General features: G+C 69.1%; 16 protein-coding genes. 11 read left to right on the plus strand and 5 right to left on the minus strand.

Annotated features, from left to right (window positions below; genetic code table 11):
* Positions 1-15 precede the first annotated feature (15 nt).
* Positions 16-1,578, plus strand: a complete 1,563-nt coding sequence (locus FHW73_RS08845) for a phospholipase D family protein (RefSeq protein WP_183426349.1) — start codon at positions 16-18, stop codon at positions 1,576-1,578.
* Between the two features lie 287 nt (positions 1,579-1,865).
* Positions 1,866-2,966, plus strand: a complete 1,101-nt coding sequence (locus FHW73_RS08850; protein ID WP_183426350.1) for a Glu/Leu/Phe/Val dehydrogenase — start codon at positions 1,866-1,868, stop codon at positions 2,964-2,966.
* A gap of 202 nt (positions 2,967-3,168) precedes the next feature.
* Here FHW73_RS08850 and FHW73_RS08855 read toward each other — a convergent pair whose 3' ends face one another.
* Entirely contained in the window at positions 3,169-5,988 is a 2,820-nt protein-coding gene (locus tag FHW73_RS08855) for a S8 family serine peptidase (protein ID WP_255492869.1), read from the minus strand.
* 188 nt (positions 5,989-6,176) lie between these two features.
* Here FHW73_RS08855 and FHW73_RS08860 point away from each other — a divergent pair, with 188 nt between their 5' ends.
* The 6 genes from FHW73_RS08860 to FHW73_RS08885 all read left to right on the plus strand — a co-directional run bounded on the left by FHW73_RS08860 (position 6,177) and on the right by FHW73_RS08885 (position 10,202).
* Complete coding sequence (locus tag FHW73_RS08860) at positions 6,177-7,352, plus strand: acetyl-CoA C-acyltransferase (RefSeq protein ID WP_183426351.1); 1,176 nt, start codon at positions 6,177-6,179, stop codon at positions 7,350-7,352.
* 125 nt (positions 7,353-7,477) lie between these two features.
* Positions 7,478-7,813, plus strand: coding sequence for a hypothetical protein (locus tag FHW73_RS08865; protein ID WP_183426352.1), 336 nt, complete (start codon positions 7,478-7,480; stop codon positions 7,811-7,813).
* A 159-nt stretch (positions 7,814-7,972) separates the two neighbouring features.
* Positions 7,973-8,332 carry a hypothetical protein gene (locus tag FHW73_RS08870; RefSeq protein WP_183426353.1) on the plus strand — a complete coding sequence of 120 codons (360 nt, stop codon included), beginning with the start codon at positions 7,973-7,975 and terminating at the stop codon, positions 8,330-8,332.
* A gap of 381 nt (positions 8,333-8,713) precedes the next feature.
* Positions 8,714-9,262, plus strand: coding sequence for a polymer-forming cytoskeletal protein (locus FHW73_RS08875; protein ID WP_183426354.1), 549 nt, complete (start codon positions 8,714-8,716; stop codon positions 9,260-9,262).
* Position 9,263: 1 nt separating this feature from the next.
* The gene (locus FHW73_RS08880) at positions 9,264-9,641 is read left to right on the plus strand and encodes a hypothetical protein (RefSeq protein ID WP_183426355.1); all 378 of its coding nucleotides are present in this window, start codon (positions 9,264-9,266) and stop codon (positions 9,639-9,641) included.
* Positions 9,642-9,665: 24 nt separating this feature from the next.
* Positions 9,666-10,202 (plus strand): hypothetical protein, encoded by a 537-nt coding sequence (locus FHW73_RS08885; protein WP_183426356.1) that lies wholly within the window; start codon positions 9,666-9,668, stop codon positions 10,200-10,202.
* A gap of 33 nt (positions 10,203-10,235) precedes the next feature.
* On the opposite strand, the gene FHW73_RS08890 is transcribed toward FHW73_RS08885, so the two are convergent.
* Genes FHW73_RS08890 through FHW73_RS08900 form a run of 3 tightly spaced genes read right to left on the minus strand, consistent with a single transcriptional unit; the run spans position 10,236 to position 12,564 of the window.
* Entirely contained in the window at positions 10,236-10,460 is a 225-nt protein-coding gene (locus tag FHW73_RS08890; protein ID WP_183426535.1) for a DUF6587 family protein, read from the minus strand.
* Between the two features lie 8 nt (positions 10,461-10,468).
* Entirely contained in the window at positions 10,469-12,322 is a 1,854-nt protein-coding gene (locus FHW73_RS08895; protein ID WP_183426357.1) for a ferrous iron transporter B, read from the minus strand.
* A complete protein-coding gene (locus FHW73_RS08900) occupies positions 12,319-12,564 on the minus strand; it encodes a FeoA family protein (RefSeq protein WP_255492873.1) in 246 nt (81 codons plus the stop codon). The genes FHW73_RS08895 and FHW73_RS08900 overlap by 4 nt, the downstream gene beginning before the upstream one ends.
* Before the next feature lie 256 nt (positions 12,565-12,820).
* Here FHW73_RS08900 and FHW73_RS08905 point away from each other — a divergent pair, with 256 nt between their 5' ends.
* The 3 genes from FHW73_RS08905 to yeiP are packed head-to-tail and all read left to right on the plus strand — an operon-like array spanning position 12,821 to position 14,750.
* On the plus strand, positions 12,821-13,591 hold the full coding sequence (locus FHW73_RS08905; protein WP_183426358.1) for an SDR family oxidoreductase: 771 nt from the start codon (positions 12,821-12,823) through the stop codon (positions 13,589-13,591).
* 3 nt (positions 13,592-13,594) lie between these two features.
* On the plus strand, positions 13,595-14,167 hold the full coding sequence (locus FHW73_RS08910; protein ID WP_183426359.1) for a retropepsin-like aspartic protease: 573 nt from the start codon (positions 13,595-13,597) through the stop codon (positions 14,165-14,167).
* Between the two features lie 16 nt (positions 14,168-14,183).
* The gene (gene yeiP, locus FHW73_RS08915) at positions 14,184-14,750 is read left to right on the plus strand and encodes an elongation factor P-like protein YeiP (protein ID WP_183426360.1); all 567 of its coding nucleotides are present in this window, start codon (positions 14,184-14,186) and stop codon (positions 14,748-14,750) included.
* Positions 14,751-14,895: 145 nt separating this feature from the next.
* Here the strand turns inward: yeiP and FHW73_RS08920 are convergent, their stop codons facing one another.
* Complete coding sequence (locus FHW73_RS08920; RefSeq protein ID WP_183426361.1) at positions 14,896-15,267, minus strand: hypothetical protein; 372 nt, start codon at positions 15,265-15,267, stop codon at positions 14,896-14,898.
* Positions 15,268-15,386: the final 119 nt, after the last annotated feature.

The following is a 15,386-nucleotide window of genomic DNA, read 5'->3' on the forward strand; positions in this document are numbered from 1 at the left end:
CGCCCCCGCCCCTCGATGAAGAAGCGCGTCAAGAGAATCCTCGCCTGGAGCGTGTTCACGCTGCTGGTGATGGCGGTGAGCAGCGTGTTCGTCGCCGACCGGCTGATGCCGCCGGCGACCGGCTTGCCGAGCACGACGCTGCCACTGTCGGAGGATGCGACCGCGCTGGACCGCGAACTGGCGCCGCTGCTCGCCCGACACCCGGGCCAGACCGGCGCGATCATGCTGCCCGACGGCGTCGACGCCTACGCTGCGCGCGCGATCTCCGCGCGCCAGGCCGGACGCAGCCTCGATCTGCAGTACTACATCTGGCATGACGACCTGACCGGCCGCATGCTCGCCAACGAGGCCTGGGAAGCGGCCGAACGCGGCGTGCGGGTGCGGATCCTGCTCGACGACGTCGGCGTGGGCGACATGGACGCCACGCTGCTGGCGATGGACGCCCATCCGCGCATCGAGCTACGCGTGTACAACCCGTTCCGCAACCGCAGCGGGCCGCTGCGGGTGCTGGAAATGATCCAGCGCGCCTGGGGCGTGAACCACCGCATGCACAACAAGGCCTGGATCGCCGACGGGCGGGTGGCGGTGGTCGGCGGACGCAACATCGGGGTCGAGTACTTCAGCGCCGCCGAGGCGTTCAATTTCCACGACCTCGACATCGCGCTGTTCGGCCCGGCCGTCGCCGAGGCCAGCGCGATCTTCGACGACTTCTGGAACAGCGAGGCCGCAGTGCCGATCGCCGCGCTCAATCGCAAGCCGCCGCGGACGCTGCGCGCGGTGCTCGAGCGGATCCGCGACGAGGCCGGCAGCCCGGAGGCGCGCCGCTTCCTCGACGCAATGGACATCTCGCCCAGCGTGCGGCGCTATTTCTCGCAGGAACTGACGCCAATCTGGAGCGAGCACATCCGGATCCTGTCCGATCCGCCAATCAAGTGGCGCGGCGACGGCCGCGAGAACTGGCTGGTCGAGCACCTGGTCGGCGAGATCGGCAAGGCCGAGCGCAGTGCCCTGTTGATCTCGCCGTACTTCGTTCCCGGCGGCGACGGCACCGAGGGCCTGGTCGCGCTGGCCGGTCGCGGCGTGCACGTGGCGGTGGTCACCAACTCGCTGGCCGCCAACGACGTCGTCGCCGTGCACGGCGGCTACGCGCGCTATCGCAAGCCCTTGCTTGAAGGCGGCGTCCATCTGTTCGAGACCCGCAGCCACGCCGAGGCCAAGGCCGCCAGCAGCCTGTTCGGCAGCAGCGGTGCGAGCCTGCACACCAAGGCGGTGCTGATCGATGGCCATCGCGGCTTCGTGGGCTCGTTCAACCTCGATCCGCGCTCGGCCAATCTCAATACCGAAATGGGCGTGCTGTTCGACGACCCCGACCTGGGCGCGGCATTGCGCGAGGAGGTCCTGCACCTGACCGACCCGGGCATGAGCTACTGGGTCTATCTCGACAGCAAGGGCCGGCTGCGCTGGCTCGACCGCGCGCGCGATCCGCCAGCGGTCCTGGACAGCGAGCCCGACGCCACCCGGCGACAGCGTGCGATCGCGGCGGTGGTGCGCTGGCTGCCGATCGAATCGCAGCTGTGAGCGGGTCATGCCGGCCTGTGCGGCAGCGGCGCCGGTCCGTTCGGATGTGGTGCAGTGCAACACCTGCAACAGGCCTGACGCGCAGACGCAAGCACTTGATGCCACAGCGTTTTGCGCTTCCGCGCAGTGGGCAGGACCCTTTCCCGGGACGAGGTGCGTAAAATGCCGCGTTCCCGGACAGACGGCGTCGGCCGGACGTCCGCGTAACGACGCACGGGCCCACCTGATGGCCCCATGCCGCCTCCAGCCAACCATGCGTCGGGCGATCGCCCGCGACGGAGCATTGAATGATTTTCGAGCACCTCGACACCACCGGTCACGAGCAGATCGTGTTCTGCCACAACAAGGACGTCGGCCTGAAGGCGATCATCGCGATCCACAACACGGTGCTGGGCCCGGCGCTGGGCGGTACGCGCATGTGGCCGTACGAATCCGAGCAAGATGCGCTCAACGACGTGCTGCGCCTGTCGCGCGGCATGACCTACAAGAACGCGGTCGCCGGTCTGAACATCGGCGGCGGCAAGGCGGTGATCATCGGCGACCCGGCCACCGACAAGTCCGAGGGGCTGTTCCGCGCGTTCGGCCAGTTCGTCGAGTCGCTCGGCGGCCGCTACATCACCGCCGAGGACGTCGGCATCGATGTCAACGACATGGAGTTCGTCTACCGCGAAACCCAGTACGTCACCGGCGTGCATCAGGTCCACGGCGGTTCAGGCGACCCGTCGCCGTTCACCGCCTACGGCACGCTGCAGGGCCTGCTGGCGTCGTTGAACCGCAAGTTCGGCAACGAGGAAGTCGGCAACTACAGCTACGCGGTCCAGGGCCTGGGCCATGTCGGCCTGGAGTTCGTGAAGCTGCTCAAGGAACGCGGCGCGAAGATCTTCGTCACCGACATCAACAAGGAGCGGGTCGAGCGCGCGGTCAGCGAGTACGGCGCCGAGGCTGTGGGTCTGGACGAGATCTACGATGTCGATGCCGATGTCTATTCGCCGTGCGCGCTGGGTGGCACGGTCAACGAGAAGACCCTGCCTCGCCTGAAGGCCAAGATCATCTGCGGCGCGGCGAACAACCAGTTGGCCAACAATGCGATCGGCGACGAGGTCGAGCAGCGCGGCATCCTCTATGCGCCCGACTACGCGGTCAACGCGGGCGGCGTGATGAACGTGTCGCTGGAGATCGACGGCTACAACCGCGAGCGCGCGATGCGCATGATGCGCACGATCTACCACAACCTCACGCGCATCTTCGAGATCGCCGAGCGCGACGGCATCCCGACCTACCGGGCCGCCGACCGTCTGGCCGAGGAACGCATCGAGGTCATCGGCAAGCTCAAGCTGCCGCTCGGGCGCGCCGCACCGCGTTTCCAGGGTCGCGTCCGCGGCGCCTGAGGCGGTTGAAGGAGCGCAAGACGCTCTGAAGTGGGAGTCCGCTTCGGCCGGGCAGCGACCTGCCGGCCGGAAGCCGCTCTGTGCGAAGCGCCTCCGATGACTTCGGCAAAGACAAGACGATGGGGCTTCGGCCCCATCGTCGTATCCGGGCGATCCGAACATCATGGGCGGCGCGCGATCGCGCGCGCCGCCCATGATCCGATCAGAACCCGTAGGCGTAGCGCAGCGACAGCATGCGGTCGGTGCCGCGCGGGCCGAAGCGCTGGTCGAGGCCGAGGCCCAACAGCGAGTGGCGCGTCGGCCGGCTGTCGAGGCCGATGCCGAACAGGCCACCCGAACGTGCCGGGTCCAGTCCCGCGATTGGCGCCCAGGCCTCGATGCCGGTGAAGCTCGCCTGCAGGTCGAAACCGCTGGCCGACAGCGTCTGCTGCCATTCGCCGTAGCCGTGCAGCGAGACCCCAGGGCCGTCCCAGCGTGCACGCACGCCGGCGATCGCCTGGGTGCGCGCGGCCGACCAGCCGGCGCTGCGCAGGCCGAAGCCATCGCCACCGAGTTCGTCGAACCCGTCGCTGCGCAGCCGCACCTGTTCGGCACCGGCATACGGCCCGATCTCGGCGGCACCGATCCGCCAGTGCCGTCCGGCCTCGATCGCCGCCTGGGTGTAGTGGCCCGCGTAGCGCGTCGAGACGCCCTGCGGCATCGCGCCGGTATACAGTGTGCGCTGCAGGTCGCGATCGAAGCGGCCGCTGCCCAGTTGCACCATCGCGTAACCGGCACCGAGGGTCCGTGCGACGTAGGCCTGGGCCTGCGTCTGACGATCGCGGCTGCGATCGCCGCGGCTGCGCGCGATGCCGTCGCCGCGCAGTTCGCCAAACGCCAAGCCCGCGACCAGGCCGTGACCGAGCACATGATCGCGCCCCAAGCTCCAGCCATCGACGGTGAAGCCGTCGCGGGCGAATCCGCCGCGGCCGCCCTGCCCCAGGGCCTCCTTCCATACGCCGACGCCGGCGACGTCCGAGGCCAGTGCGCCGACGCGCCCGGCGACCAGGCGGCGCGTCATGTCGACAGTATCGAACGTCGCCGACAGCGCCGCGGCATGCTGCGCGCCGGACAGACTGTCGAGCGCGGCAAGCGCGTGCGCCTCGTCGGGCAGGCGCTGCAACGCACCCGCCGCGCGCACGAAACCGTCGGCGACCGGTGCGCCGCTGGCGTCCTGCGCATCGATGCGCGAGAACGCACCTTCGATGCGGACGGCCGCACCCTGCGCCTGCGCGGTGATGCCGGCCATCGACATCGCCGTCGCATTGACATCGAGCCGGGCGATGTCGAGCCAGGCCCGGTTGGCGTCGTAGCCGAGCGTGGCGTCGAGGAACACACCCGGGCCGCGGGTCAGGCTGTCGAAGGTGCCAGTCACGCCGTCCATCGCCTGGACCACGGTCTCACGCGCCGAATGGACGTAGCCGTCGACGATGCCGGTCACCTGCAATTCGCCGGCCAGCGAGGCGCGGCCGGTCACCTGCAAGGGCGCACCGATCTGCCACGCCAGCCGCCCGCTCGCGCCTTGCGAGAAATCGCCAACGATTGTCCGGCGGCCGAGATTGCCGGCCACCGCGACCGTGCCGTTGTTAACCAGCGTGCCGCCGACGCGCACGCCGCCGAAGCGCAGCGTCGCGCCGGAAGAGACGGTCGCGGCCCCCGGCACCGTACCGGCGAACGACAGCGTGCCGCCCTCGACACGTGTCGCGCCGCGATAGTCCACCAGTGTCTCCAACTGCAGCGTGCCGCTGCCGCGCTTGACCAGGCCGCCGGCACCGGTGATGGCGTTTCGCCAGGTCGAGGTGCCGGTGAAGTTCACGGTCACATCGCCCCAGTCGAACTTCGCGGGGCCGCCCACGGCCTTGGCGACATTCAACGCGCCGTAGCCGAACACCGGATCGACACCGGGCGCGCCGATGTCGGTGGCGGTGCCAAGGAGGGTCTGGCGCACGAGATCGTTGTCGAAGTACGGGAAGGCCTCCCAGACCAGCGCCGCGGCGCCCGAGACCAACGGCGCGGCCAGCGAGGTGCCGCTGTACTTCCAGTATTCGGGTCGATTGGGCGCATCATCGGTCCCGGTGACCACGACCGTACCCGGCGCGACCAGGCAGTAGCGCATCGCGATACCGCAGGCGTTGGAGTAATCGGCCAACTGCGTGGTGCTGTTTTCGGCGAGCGCGGACACCGTCAGCCAGCCGCGCTCGAGGTCGGCGCCGGGCGTGCTGCCATTGGCGCCGCGCTGGCTCGGCAGCGCAGCAAGATCCGAGGGATCGGCGCGCTTGGAGTTGCCCGAGGCGAAGACCACCAACCCACCGTGGCCGATCACGAACGAGCGGTACTCGCTGGCGATTTCGCGCGCCGCGTTGTCGCCACTCATGTACAGCCCGCCCCAGGAGTTGTTCATGACCCGTACGTCGCGGCGGATCAGGTCGGCATGGATCGCCTCGACGCCGATCTTGCCGGTCACCGGGTTGCCGTTGCCCGAACCGTCATCGACCGGCGGCTTGTCGTTGATGATGCGCGCCGAGACGATCTCCGCATTGGGCGCCACGCCGCCCGGCCATGCACCGAACGGCCGCCCGGCCGCCGCCTGCGCGACGGCGGTGCCGTGGCCGGCGACATCGTCGACCGTCAAATTGTTGTCCCGCCCGACGTAGGTCAGGTTCGCTACCACGCGATCGCGCAACGCCGGATGCTTGCGGTTGATGCCGCTGTCGAGGAAGCCGATGCGCACGCCTCGGCCGGTATAGCCGGCGTCGTGCGCCGCCCAGGTCCCGGTATCGGCAAGGTGGCGGCTATAGGCCGGATCGGGTGGTGAGACCACCGTCGGCGGCGGATTGGGCGAAATGACCGGCGGCGGATTCGGCAGCAGCAGTCCGCCGCCCGAGCCACCGCCGCCGCCGCAAGCGGCCAGGACGCTTGCCAATGCACAGGCAAGCAGCGAGCGCGACGGATGCGCCCGTCTTGCGTTCATCGAATCGGACATCGTGTTCCCTCTTCCATTGGCGATGCCCGCACCCCTTGGTGCGGCCGGCGTCCCCTGCGCGCTCTTCTATACCCGCAATCGGCGATGCGCGCCATCGTTTCGACGCCTCCGACAGCCGGCCGGCACGCGCAGCGGAGCGATGCGATAATCAGCCGATCGCATGCCGCTCTCACTACGGAGTTTCCCCCATGACTGACATCGTCATCGTCGGTGCCAAGCGCACTGCCATCGGGTCCATGCTCGGCCAGTTCGCCGGCGTCCCGACGCCGACGCTCGGCGCCACGGCGATCCGCGCCGCGCTCGAGCATGCAGGCGTTGCGCCCGACCAGGTCGACGAGACCGTGGTCGGCTGCGTGCTGCCGGCAGGCCTGGGCCAGGCGCCCGCCCGCCAGGCCTCGCGCGTGGCCGGCATTCCCGACAGCGCCGGCTGCGTGACCATCAACAAGGTCTGCGGCTCGGGGATGCAGGCGGTGATGTACGGCCACGACATGATCAAGGCCGGCACCGCGAAGGTGGTGGTCGCCGGCGGCATGGAGTCGATGACCAACGCGCCGCATCTGCTGCCCGGCGCTCGCGCCGGCATCCGCTACGGCAGCGCCGAGTTCCTCGACCACATGGCCTGGGACGGCCTGACCAATCCCTACGACGGCAAGTCGATGGGCGTGTTCGGCGACATCGCCAGCGAGAAGTACGGGTTCAGCCGCGAGGACCTCGACGCCTATGCGGTCGAAAGCGCGACCCGCGCCAAGCACGCGATCGCGTCGGGCGCATTCAAGGACGAGATCGTCCCGGTCGTGGTGACCACCCGCAAGGGCGAGGCCAGCTTCGACACCGACGAGCAGCCCGGTCGTATCCAGATCGACAAGATCCCGACCCTGCGCGCGGCCTTTGGCAAGGACGGCCGGCTCACCGCGGCGAGCTCGTCGAGCATCTCCGATGGCGCCGCCGCGCTGGTGCTGACCTCGGCCGACGAGGCGGCCGCCCGTGGCCTGACCCCGCTGGCGCGCATCGTCGCCCACGGCCGGCACTCGCAGGCGCCCGAATGGTTCACCACCGCGCCGGTGACCGCGATCCGCAACGTCCTCGACAAGGCGGGCTGGAAGGTCGAAGATGTCGACCTGTTCGAGGTCAACGAGGCGTTCGCCAACGTCGCGATGGCGCCGATGAAGGATCTGGGCATCCCCCACGACCGCCTCAATGTGAATGGGGGCGCACTGGCGCTCGGCCATCCGATCGGTGCAAGCGGTGCGCGGTTGATCGTGACCCTGGTCCACGCGCTCAAGGCGCGCGGCCTAAGTCGCGGAGTCGCTTCACTTTGTATCGGTGGCGGCGAAGCGACCGCAATTGCCGTCGAAATGGCGTGAACTTCGGTTAACGTGATTTTTACGAAAAAACCACGAACTCCCGCTTGACAGCCGTTCGCGGCTTGTCATGATGTTGCCGGCGCGCATTTAGCGCGTTGCCCACACTTTCAGACGAGGAAGACACAATGACGATCAACAAGGCTCTGCTTGCCCTGGCTATGGGTTTTGCGCTGGCTGCCTGCAGCAACGCCGATCAGGCCAACAGCTCGGCCGAAGGCGCTGCTGACGCCGCTGCCGACGCGCAGGCCGCTGCCAACGAGACGACCGATCCGGCCGTTGCTGGCACCGCCCAGACCGCCGCTGACGACGCCGCTGCTGCTGCCGACGCCGCTGCCGAAGCCGCTGCCGACGCCGCCGCTGCTGGCACCGACGCTGCTGCCGAGCACGCTGCCGACGCTGCTGACCACGCTGAGACCAAGGCCGAAGACGCCAAGGACGCAGCGCAGGAAGTCGCTCCGTAATTCCGCCCGGTGGCCTTCGCGCCACTGTGTCGAATTGCAGAAGGCCGCCGGGCTCCCCGGCGGCCTTTTTCATGGGCGCTCCCCTGCCCGTCCTTGCCGCCACGCTCACATCGGCGCATTCACGCTTCGTGTCCAGACCCGCCCGACAGGAGACATGCCATGCGCTTCACCCTGATGACCGCCACTGCCGTCGCCGCCCTGGCGCTGGCCGCCTGTAACAATCACAGCGCCGACGCCGAGCGCGAGCGTGCCGAAGCCTCGGCCGCGGCCGACAACGCTGGCCGCGCGATCTCCGAGGCCGCCTCGGCCACCGGCGAGGCCGCGCGCGAAGGCGCCGATGCCGCCGCCGCTGCGTCGTCGGACGCGATGCGCCGCGCCGAAGTCGCCGCTGACGAAGCAGCGGTCCGCTCGGAAGCTGCGGCCCGCGAGGCAGCCGCTGCCACCGGCCGCGCCACCCAGCGTGCCGGCGAGGCGATCGAGAACACCGGCGAGCGTATGGAAGAACGCGCCGACCGCTGAGCCCGCGCTTCCGCGATGCCGCTTCCAGGCCCGCCGCAAGGCGGGCTTTTTCGTGGGTCGATTCGCCCCCCGTTCCAGTCAGGCGGTCCAGCTCCGTGAACGGTGCCCAACACAGAACCGGGGACGGCCGATGAATGGGCACGGTGCCGGCTCGCGCCCGACCTGATTCGCCAAGCGCACCAGGCCCTTTGCGGCGCGGAAAACGGTGCTTCGCGGCCGATCCTCACGCGGGTTTTCCGGCTGAACGCAGGGCCTGCGCCCCCCCATTGCCCACCCCAAAGTGCGTGCTAGTCTCGGCCTTCCGCGCCACCCCCCGGCGGCGCGGACCGGCCCGTTGGGTGCATCGGGCGGCCCCCGTCCATCTCCGAGGTAACACGCGACATGGCTATTTTTCCAAGTTCCGGTTCCGCCAAGAAGGATTCGCCCGCTCCTGGCAATGAGGCCTCGCTTCCGCCCACGCCGGTCCGCGACGTGACGCCGCCGACGCCTGCCGTCGCCGACTTCGCGACGCCGGCCCCGATGCCGCCGCGCAGTGCGCCGGCGCCCGTTGCGAAGGAGTCGATCATCGCGGCCGATCTCACGATCGAGGGCAAGATCGAGGGCTCGGGTGATGTCCGGATCGCCGGCCGCTTCAAGGGCGACGTCAACGTCCAGGGCAGTCTGACGATCGAACACGGCGCCAAGCTCAACGGCGGTGTCCGTGCCAACCAGGTGCTGGTATCGGGCGAACTCGACGGCAACATCGATTCGGCCTCGCTGGTCGAGCTGCGCGCCTCGGCGGTGATGACCGGCGACCTCAAGGCCGGCTCGCTGACGGTCGCCGCAGGTTCGAAGATCCGCGGGCATGTCGAGTGCGGTTGGGGCGAGGGCAAGGGCGACGAACGCCCGGCCTCCCGCAGCAAGGATGCAGCGGCGTCCGAACGCACCTGATATGGATCCCCGTACCGGTGCGGCAGGCGCGACCCGCGTCTGCCCGCACTGCAAGACCACGATCCTCGAGAGCTCGGCGCGCTGCCCGGCGTGCCGGCACTACCTGCGTTTCGACGCCGATGCGTCCACCAGCATCGGCACCCAGGAGGCGACGACCGCGCTGCAGGTCGAGGGCACGATCCGGCACCCGTCCGAAGGCGGCGCCTGGGAATACTCGGTGGTGCTGGTGATCCGCGACGAAGCCGGCAAAGAGCTCAATCGTCAGGTCGTCGGCGTGGGCGCGCTGTTCGGCGGCGACGAGCGACACTTCAGCCTCGCCGTCGAGGTCGTGCCGACCAACGACATGCGGCGCGGGCCCAACCGCCGCGGCCGGCACTGATCCACCTGATCGAGCGCGCGCCGGATGTCCGAACCGTACTCGCTCTATGCCCGGCTGAGCTTCGCGCCCGGCGCCTTCGAAGCGTTCCTGGCCTCCACGCCTGTCCAGCCATCCGCCTTCGGCGACTGGCAGGCCTGGTTCGACCAGCATCGACTGGTCGGCGATGGGCGCGTCCCGGCAGGCCTGCTCGCCGATATCGATGTCGGCCGGGTCGCCGACATCTTCGACGCTTGGCAACGTGACCCGGCCCTGGGGATGCGGCCGATCGACTACGACGCTGCGACCGGCGTCTGCCGGATCGCGATGCTGAGCGCATCGGAGAATGTCGAAGCGCTGCTGCGCCTACTCGCGCCGCTGCGCGGCGCGGCCGCATGGCATCGCGCCGAGGCGGACGACTTCATTGTGGTCCTGGACTTTCTGTGGGGCGGCGAGCAACTCGGCGCGTACGTGGCCCTGCGCGATGGTCGCAGCCATCTCGGGACCACGGTGCCCCCGGCGCATCATGCCGAGGCCATCGACTTTCTCGAACACACCCTGGCGGCGTTCGAGCAAGGCGCCTGAGCGCGGCGCCGCCCGCGCATAGGGATGCCGGATTCAACCGCAGCCGTCGCAGCCGCCGCAACCCGCACCGACGCGCGGCTCGGGCGCGATGCGCCGCCCCAGCGCGCGCATCCAGGCCGGCCGGCCCGGACGCACCAGCGGCACCGCCAGCGCGATGCGCAGGCGCCGCGCGGTCGTCGGCGCCTGCTTCTTCAGCACGACCCAACCGCTGACCGCGACCAGCAACGTGACCGCGACGTACTGCAGCGCCAGTTGCACGTCCGCGCTCACCCCGCCCCCAGCGCGCGCGCCACCTGATAGGTCAGCAACGAAGCGAGGTAAGCCAGCGCGAACAGGTAACCGGCGTTGATCGCCATCAGCCGCCAGGAGCCGGTCTCGCGCCGGATCGTCGCCCAGGTCGAAATGCACTGCGGCGCATAGATGAACCACACCAGCAACGACAGCCCGGTCGCCAGCGACCAGCCGTCGGTGATGATCGGGGTCAGCGCCTGGGCTGCGGCGGCATCGTCGACGGCGGACAACGCATAGACAGTCGCCAGCGATGCGACGGCGACCTCACGCGCAGCCAGACCGGGGATCAGCGCGATGCAGATCTGCCAGTTGAAGCCGAGCGGCGCGAACACCAGCGCCAGGGCATGGCCGAGGCGGCCACCGAGGCTGTACTCGATCGCCGCGCCGGTCGCACCGTCCGGCGGCGCCGGGAACGAAAGCAGCACCCACAGCAGCACGGTCAGCGCGAGAATGATCCCACCCACGCGGCGCAGGAAGATCATCGCGCGTTCCTTCAGGCCGATCGCCAGGTCGCGCGGATGCGGCAGCCGATAGGACGGCAACTCCAGCAACAACGGATGCTCGCTGCGGTCCCGGCGCCAGCGCTTCATCACGAACGACACCGCCAGCGCGCTGAGGATGCCGGCCATGTACAGCGCGAACAGCACCAGCCCCTGCAGATTGAGTGCGCCCCAGACCTGCCGCTGCGGAATGAACGCACCGATCAGCAGCGCATAGACCGGCAGCCGCGCCGAGCAGGTCATCAGCGGCGCGACCATGATCGTCGCCAGCCGGTCGCGCGGGTCCTGGATCGAGCGGGTGGCCATGATCCCGGGAATCGCGCATGCAAAGCTCGACAGCAATGGGATGAACGACCGCCCCGACAACCCGGCGCCTTTCATCAGCCGGTCGAGCAGAAACGCCGCCCGCGGCAGGTAGCCCGATTCCTCCAGCGCCAGGATGAAAAGGAACAGGATCAGGATCTGCGGCAGGAAGACGATGACTCCGCCCAGGCCGGCGATGATGCCGTCGGCGAGCAGACTGGTCAGCGGACCAGGCGGCAGCGTCGCCGACACCCAGGCGCCGAGCGTGGAGGTGCCGGCGTCGATCATGTCCATCAGCGGTGTCGCCCAGGCATAGACGGCCTGGAAGATCAGGAACATCACCAGCGCCAGCGCCAGCAGGCCGAACACCGGGTGCAGCAGCCAGCGATCGAAGGCATCGTCGATCCACGCGGTCCGGCGCGGCATGGTCACCGTCGCCGCCAGCAGCGCACGCACCTGGGCGTGCAGGTCGTCGTCGGCGTCGCCGGTTGCGGGCGGCCGCGGTCTTGCGACCGTGTCGGCCAGCCGCTGGCGCAGCGCCTGCGCGCCGTCGCGATGGATGGCGACGGTCTCCACCACCGGCACGCCGAGTGCGGCTTCGAGCGCCGCAACGTCGATGACGATGCCGCGGCGCGCCGCGGCATCGGCCATGTTCAATGCCACCACCATCGGCCGGCCCAGCGTCCGCAGTTCCAGCACGAAGCGCAGGTGCAGCCGCAGATTGGTCGCATCGACCACGCAGACCAGCACATCGGGGGCGGGTTCGCCCGGATAGAAGCCGCGGCACAGGTCGCGGGTGATCTGTTCGTCCAGGCTCGCCGGCTGCAGGCTGTAGGCACCGGGCAGGTCGAGCAGCGCCCAGTGCTCGCCCTGCGGGCCGCGCATCCGCCCCTCCTTGCGCTCGACCGTCACGCCGGCGTAATTGGCGACCTTCTGCCGGCTGCCGGTCAGCAGGTTGAACAGCGCGGTCTTGCCCGCGTTCGGGCTGCCGACCAGGGCAAGCCGCGGGATGGCCGCCGTGCTCACGCCGCGTCTCCGGCGCTGACCTGGACGCGCGCGGCCTCGCTGCGCCGCAGTGCGAAGCGGGTAAAGCCGATGCGGACCAGCAACGGGTCACCACCGAACGGGGCCAGCGCGACCACCTCGACCGGCTCGCCGGGCACGAAGCCCAGCTCGCCCAGGCGGCGGGCGATCGGATCGTGGCTGCCGACCGCCTCGACGGCATCAACGAGGCCCGGGGTGCGCGGCGGCAGCTGGCAGAGGTTCAAGGCAGGTCCGGTGCGAATGGGAATGGGTCGCGATTTTACTCCCGCTCGACCACCACGCATGCGCCCCGCCCGCCCGCCGTCATGCCTCGGTCTGTTTCGCCGGCGCAACGCCGTGCCCTGCCCCTCGCCTGTGCCGACGCCCCTCAACCTGCGACGCGCATCGTGCGCGCGGCGCAGTGCGCGGTACTGCGTGCGCGCGACATCGCGCCAGGGCGCAGCGGTTAGACTGCGGACTTTCGTCTTCGAAGGATCGCGCATGCTTCCCGATTCCGTCCGCGCCATCGTCACCGGTGGGGTCTCCGGCCTCGGCCTGGCCGTCGCCCATCGCATCGTCGCCGATGGCGGCCGGGTCGCGCTGCTGGACGTCAACGACGACAAGGGCGCCGAGGCGGTCGAGGCACTGGGCGCCGATCGCGCACGCTACCTGCGCACCGATGTCACCGACGAGGCCGGCGTCGCGACCAACCTCGAAGCCGCACGTGCGTTCCTGGGCGGGCTCAATGCCGCGGTCAACTGCGCCGGCATCCTCGGCGCCGGCCGCGTGCTCGGACGCGAGGCACCGATGCCGCTGGAGACCTTCAGCCGCACGGTGATGGTCAATCTGGTCGGCAGCTTCAACGTCGCCAAGGCTGCGGCCGCGCTCATGCAGCACAACGCGCCCGGTGAGGACGGCGAGCGCGGCGCGATCGTCAACACCGCCAGCGTCGCCGCCTACGAGGGCCAGATCGGCCAGGCCGCATATGCGGCGTCGAAAGGCGGCGTGGTCGGCATGACGCTGCCGATGGCGCGCGAACTGGCGCGCTTTGGCATCCGCGTCAACACCATCGCGCCGGGCATCTTCTGGACGCCGATGGTCGATGGCATGCCCGAGGCGGTGCAGCAGTCGCTGTCGGCCTCGATTCCGTTTCCCTCGCGCCTGGGCCGACCGGAAGAATTCGCCGACCTCGTCGCCCACCTCCTGACCAGCCGCTACCTCAACGGCGAGACCATCCGCCTCGATGGCGCGGTCCGGCTGGCGCCCAAGTAAGCAATGCCCGCATCGTCGCCCAGCCTGGCCATGGGCCTGCTGTTCGCACTGCTGTCGCTCTCGCCGGCCCACGCCGTCGACGCGGTGCCGGCCGATGCGGGCGCGCTCGCCGGCCTGCTCGCCGCGCGCGGTTACGACACGATCCCGATGCACCGCTATGGCGCGGCGCATCTGGCCGTCGAGGTCCGCATCAACGGCGTCGCCGGCACCTTCCTGATCGATACCGGCGCCGGGCGCACCGTCATCGATCGCGCGCGTCAGGCACGCTTTGCCGATGGCCGCCAGGCCGATGCGTCGGGTGGGCTGCAGGCGACCGGCGCCGGCGCCGGCAACCTCGCCATCGAGACCCTGCCCGGCAGCCGTCTGGCGATCGGCGATTACCGGGATGACGACTTCACCGCGCACTTCCTCGCGCTCGACCACGTCACCGCCGCGTTCTCGCAACGTGGGCTGCCCACCATCGACGGCGTGCTCGGCGCCGACGTCCTCGACCGCGGCCAGGCGGTGATCGATTACCCGAACCTGCGGCTGCACCTCCGCAATCCCGCCGCCCCTGCGGCATCCGTCTCCCACTGAAAACACCCAGACACCGATGAAAGCCTACGACGTCAAGAAAGGAAACGTGGTCGAACACAACGGCGGGGTCTACCAGATCCGCGACATCGAGCGCAGCTCGCCGCAAGGGCGCGGCGGCAACGTGCGCTTCCGCTTCACCATGTACAGCGTTCCGGGCGGCAACAAGCTCGATGCGAGTTTCGACGGCGACGACGACCTGCGCGAGGTCGACCTGGCCCGGCGCCAGGCCAGCTTCTCCTACAAGGATGGCGACGCCTTCGTGTTCATGGACGACGAGGACTTCACCCCCTACACGCTCGACGCCGATGTCGTCGGCGACGGTGCGGGCTACATCACCGAAGGCCTGGGCGGCTGCTATGTCCAGGTGATCGACGATGCGCCGGTCGGCCTGCAACTGCCGCAGAGCGTGGTGCTCGAAGTCGTCGACACCCCGCCCGAACTCAAGGGCGGCACCGCGACCAAGCGGCCCAAGCCCGCCAAGCTCAGCACCGGTATCGAGATCCAGGTGCCCGAGTACATCGGCAACGGCGAGCGCGTCTGGGTCAACACCACGACCGGCGAGTTCGGCGGCCGCGCGGACTGATGTGCTCAGATCGGCATAGCGGCGTGACGTGCAGTTAGGCGCCGGGAAAATTCAACTCGATATCGCCGCCGCCTCAGCTTCGCCAACGATCTGACGCGCTGCCAATAGCCCTCTTTCGAAGGGCTATTGGCATTGAGCATGAAGATCAGATGTCCTGTGCCGTGCACCGGGTGCTTGCTGTTGCAGACCCCATCAACTGCCCACCCAACCGATAGTTCACGGTCATCGTGACGAACCCAGGGCGAGAGGGACAGTAGAACCGGCAGAAATTCTGGTTGGTGCAGTTCGCCGGGAAAATCGCCCCGACGCCCGGATGGGATGCCGACCAACTGATCGTATCGTAGGAAATGCCGGCAGCTTCAGACATACACCAATTGCTGGGTTCGCATGAAATCGTCACCGACTGCGCACTGACGATTTTCGGCATGAATGCCAGCGCTGCAGCGCCGATCACAGCGAAAAATACGTGTCGCATTCCTGCATTCTCCTTTGCCGTTGATTTTCGAAGGCGCGGCATCCACCGCGCTCGCACTATATCAACGACCAGCGAATGGCCATTGCGCAACGCAGCAGGCGAGGACGACTGCTGAAGCCTGGCGATTAATCCCCGATGCGCTGATGCACCCAAATCGCAAA

It is taken from the genome of Luteimonas sp. RC10 (genome assembly GCF_014192745.1).
Lineage (GTDB): Bacteria > Pseudomonadota > Gammaproteobacteria > Xanthomonadales > Xanthomonadaceae > Luteimonas.

Coding starts and splice junctions, on each gene's coding strand:
- FHW73_RS08910 (WP_183426359.1), top strand. CDS start 13,595: ATGCCCGCATCGTCGCCCAGCCTGGCCATGGGCCTGCTGTTCGCACTG.
- FHW73_RS08850 (WP_183426350.1), top strand. CDS start 1,866: ATGATTTTCGAGCACCTCGACACCACCGGTCACGAGCAGATCGTGTTC.
- FHW73_RS08860 (WP_183426351.1), top strand. CDS start 6,177: ATGACTGACATCGTCATCGTCGGTGCCAAGCGCACTGCCATCGGGTCC.
- yeiP (WP_183426360.1), top strand. CDS start 14,184: ATGAAAGCCTACGACGTCAAGAAAGGAAACGTGGTCGAACACAACGGC.
- FHW73_RS08920 (WP_183426361.1), bottom strand. CDS start 15,267: ATGCCGCGCCTTCGAAAATCAACGGCAAAGGAGAATGCAGGAATGCGA.
- FHW73_RS08870 (WP_183426353.1), top strand. CDS start 7,973: ATGCGCTTCACCCTGATGACCGCCACTGCCGTCGCCGCCCTGGCGCTG.
- FHW73_RS08885 (WP_183426356.1), top strand. CDS start 9,666: ATGTCCGAACCGTACTCGCTCTATGCCCGGCTGAGCTTCGCGCCCGGC.
- FHW73_RS08905 (WP_183426358.1), top strand. CDS start 12,821: ATGCTTCCCGATTCCGTCCGCGCCATCGTCACCGGTGGGGTCTCCGGC.
- FHW73_RS08880 (WP_183426355.1), top strand. CDS start 9,264: ATGGATCCCCGTACCGGTGCGGCAGGCGCGACCCGCGTCTGCCCGCAC.
- FHW73_RS08865 (WP_183426352.1), top strand. CDS start 7,478: ATGACGATCAACAAGGCTCTGCTTGCCCTGGCTATGGGTTTTGCGCTG.
- FHW73_RS08845 (WP_183426349.1), top strand. CDS start 16: ATGAAGAAGCGCGTCAAGAGAATCCTCGCCTGGAGCGTGTTCACGCTG.
- FHW73_RS08855 (WP_255492869.1), bottom strand. CDS start 5,988: ATGTCCGATTCGATGAACGCAAGACGGGCGCATCCGTCGCGCTCGCTG.
- FHW73_RS08875 (WP_183426354.1), top strand. CDS start 8,714: ATGGCTATTTTTCCAAGTTCCGGTTCCGCCAAGAAGGATTCGCCCGCT.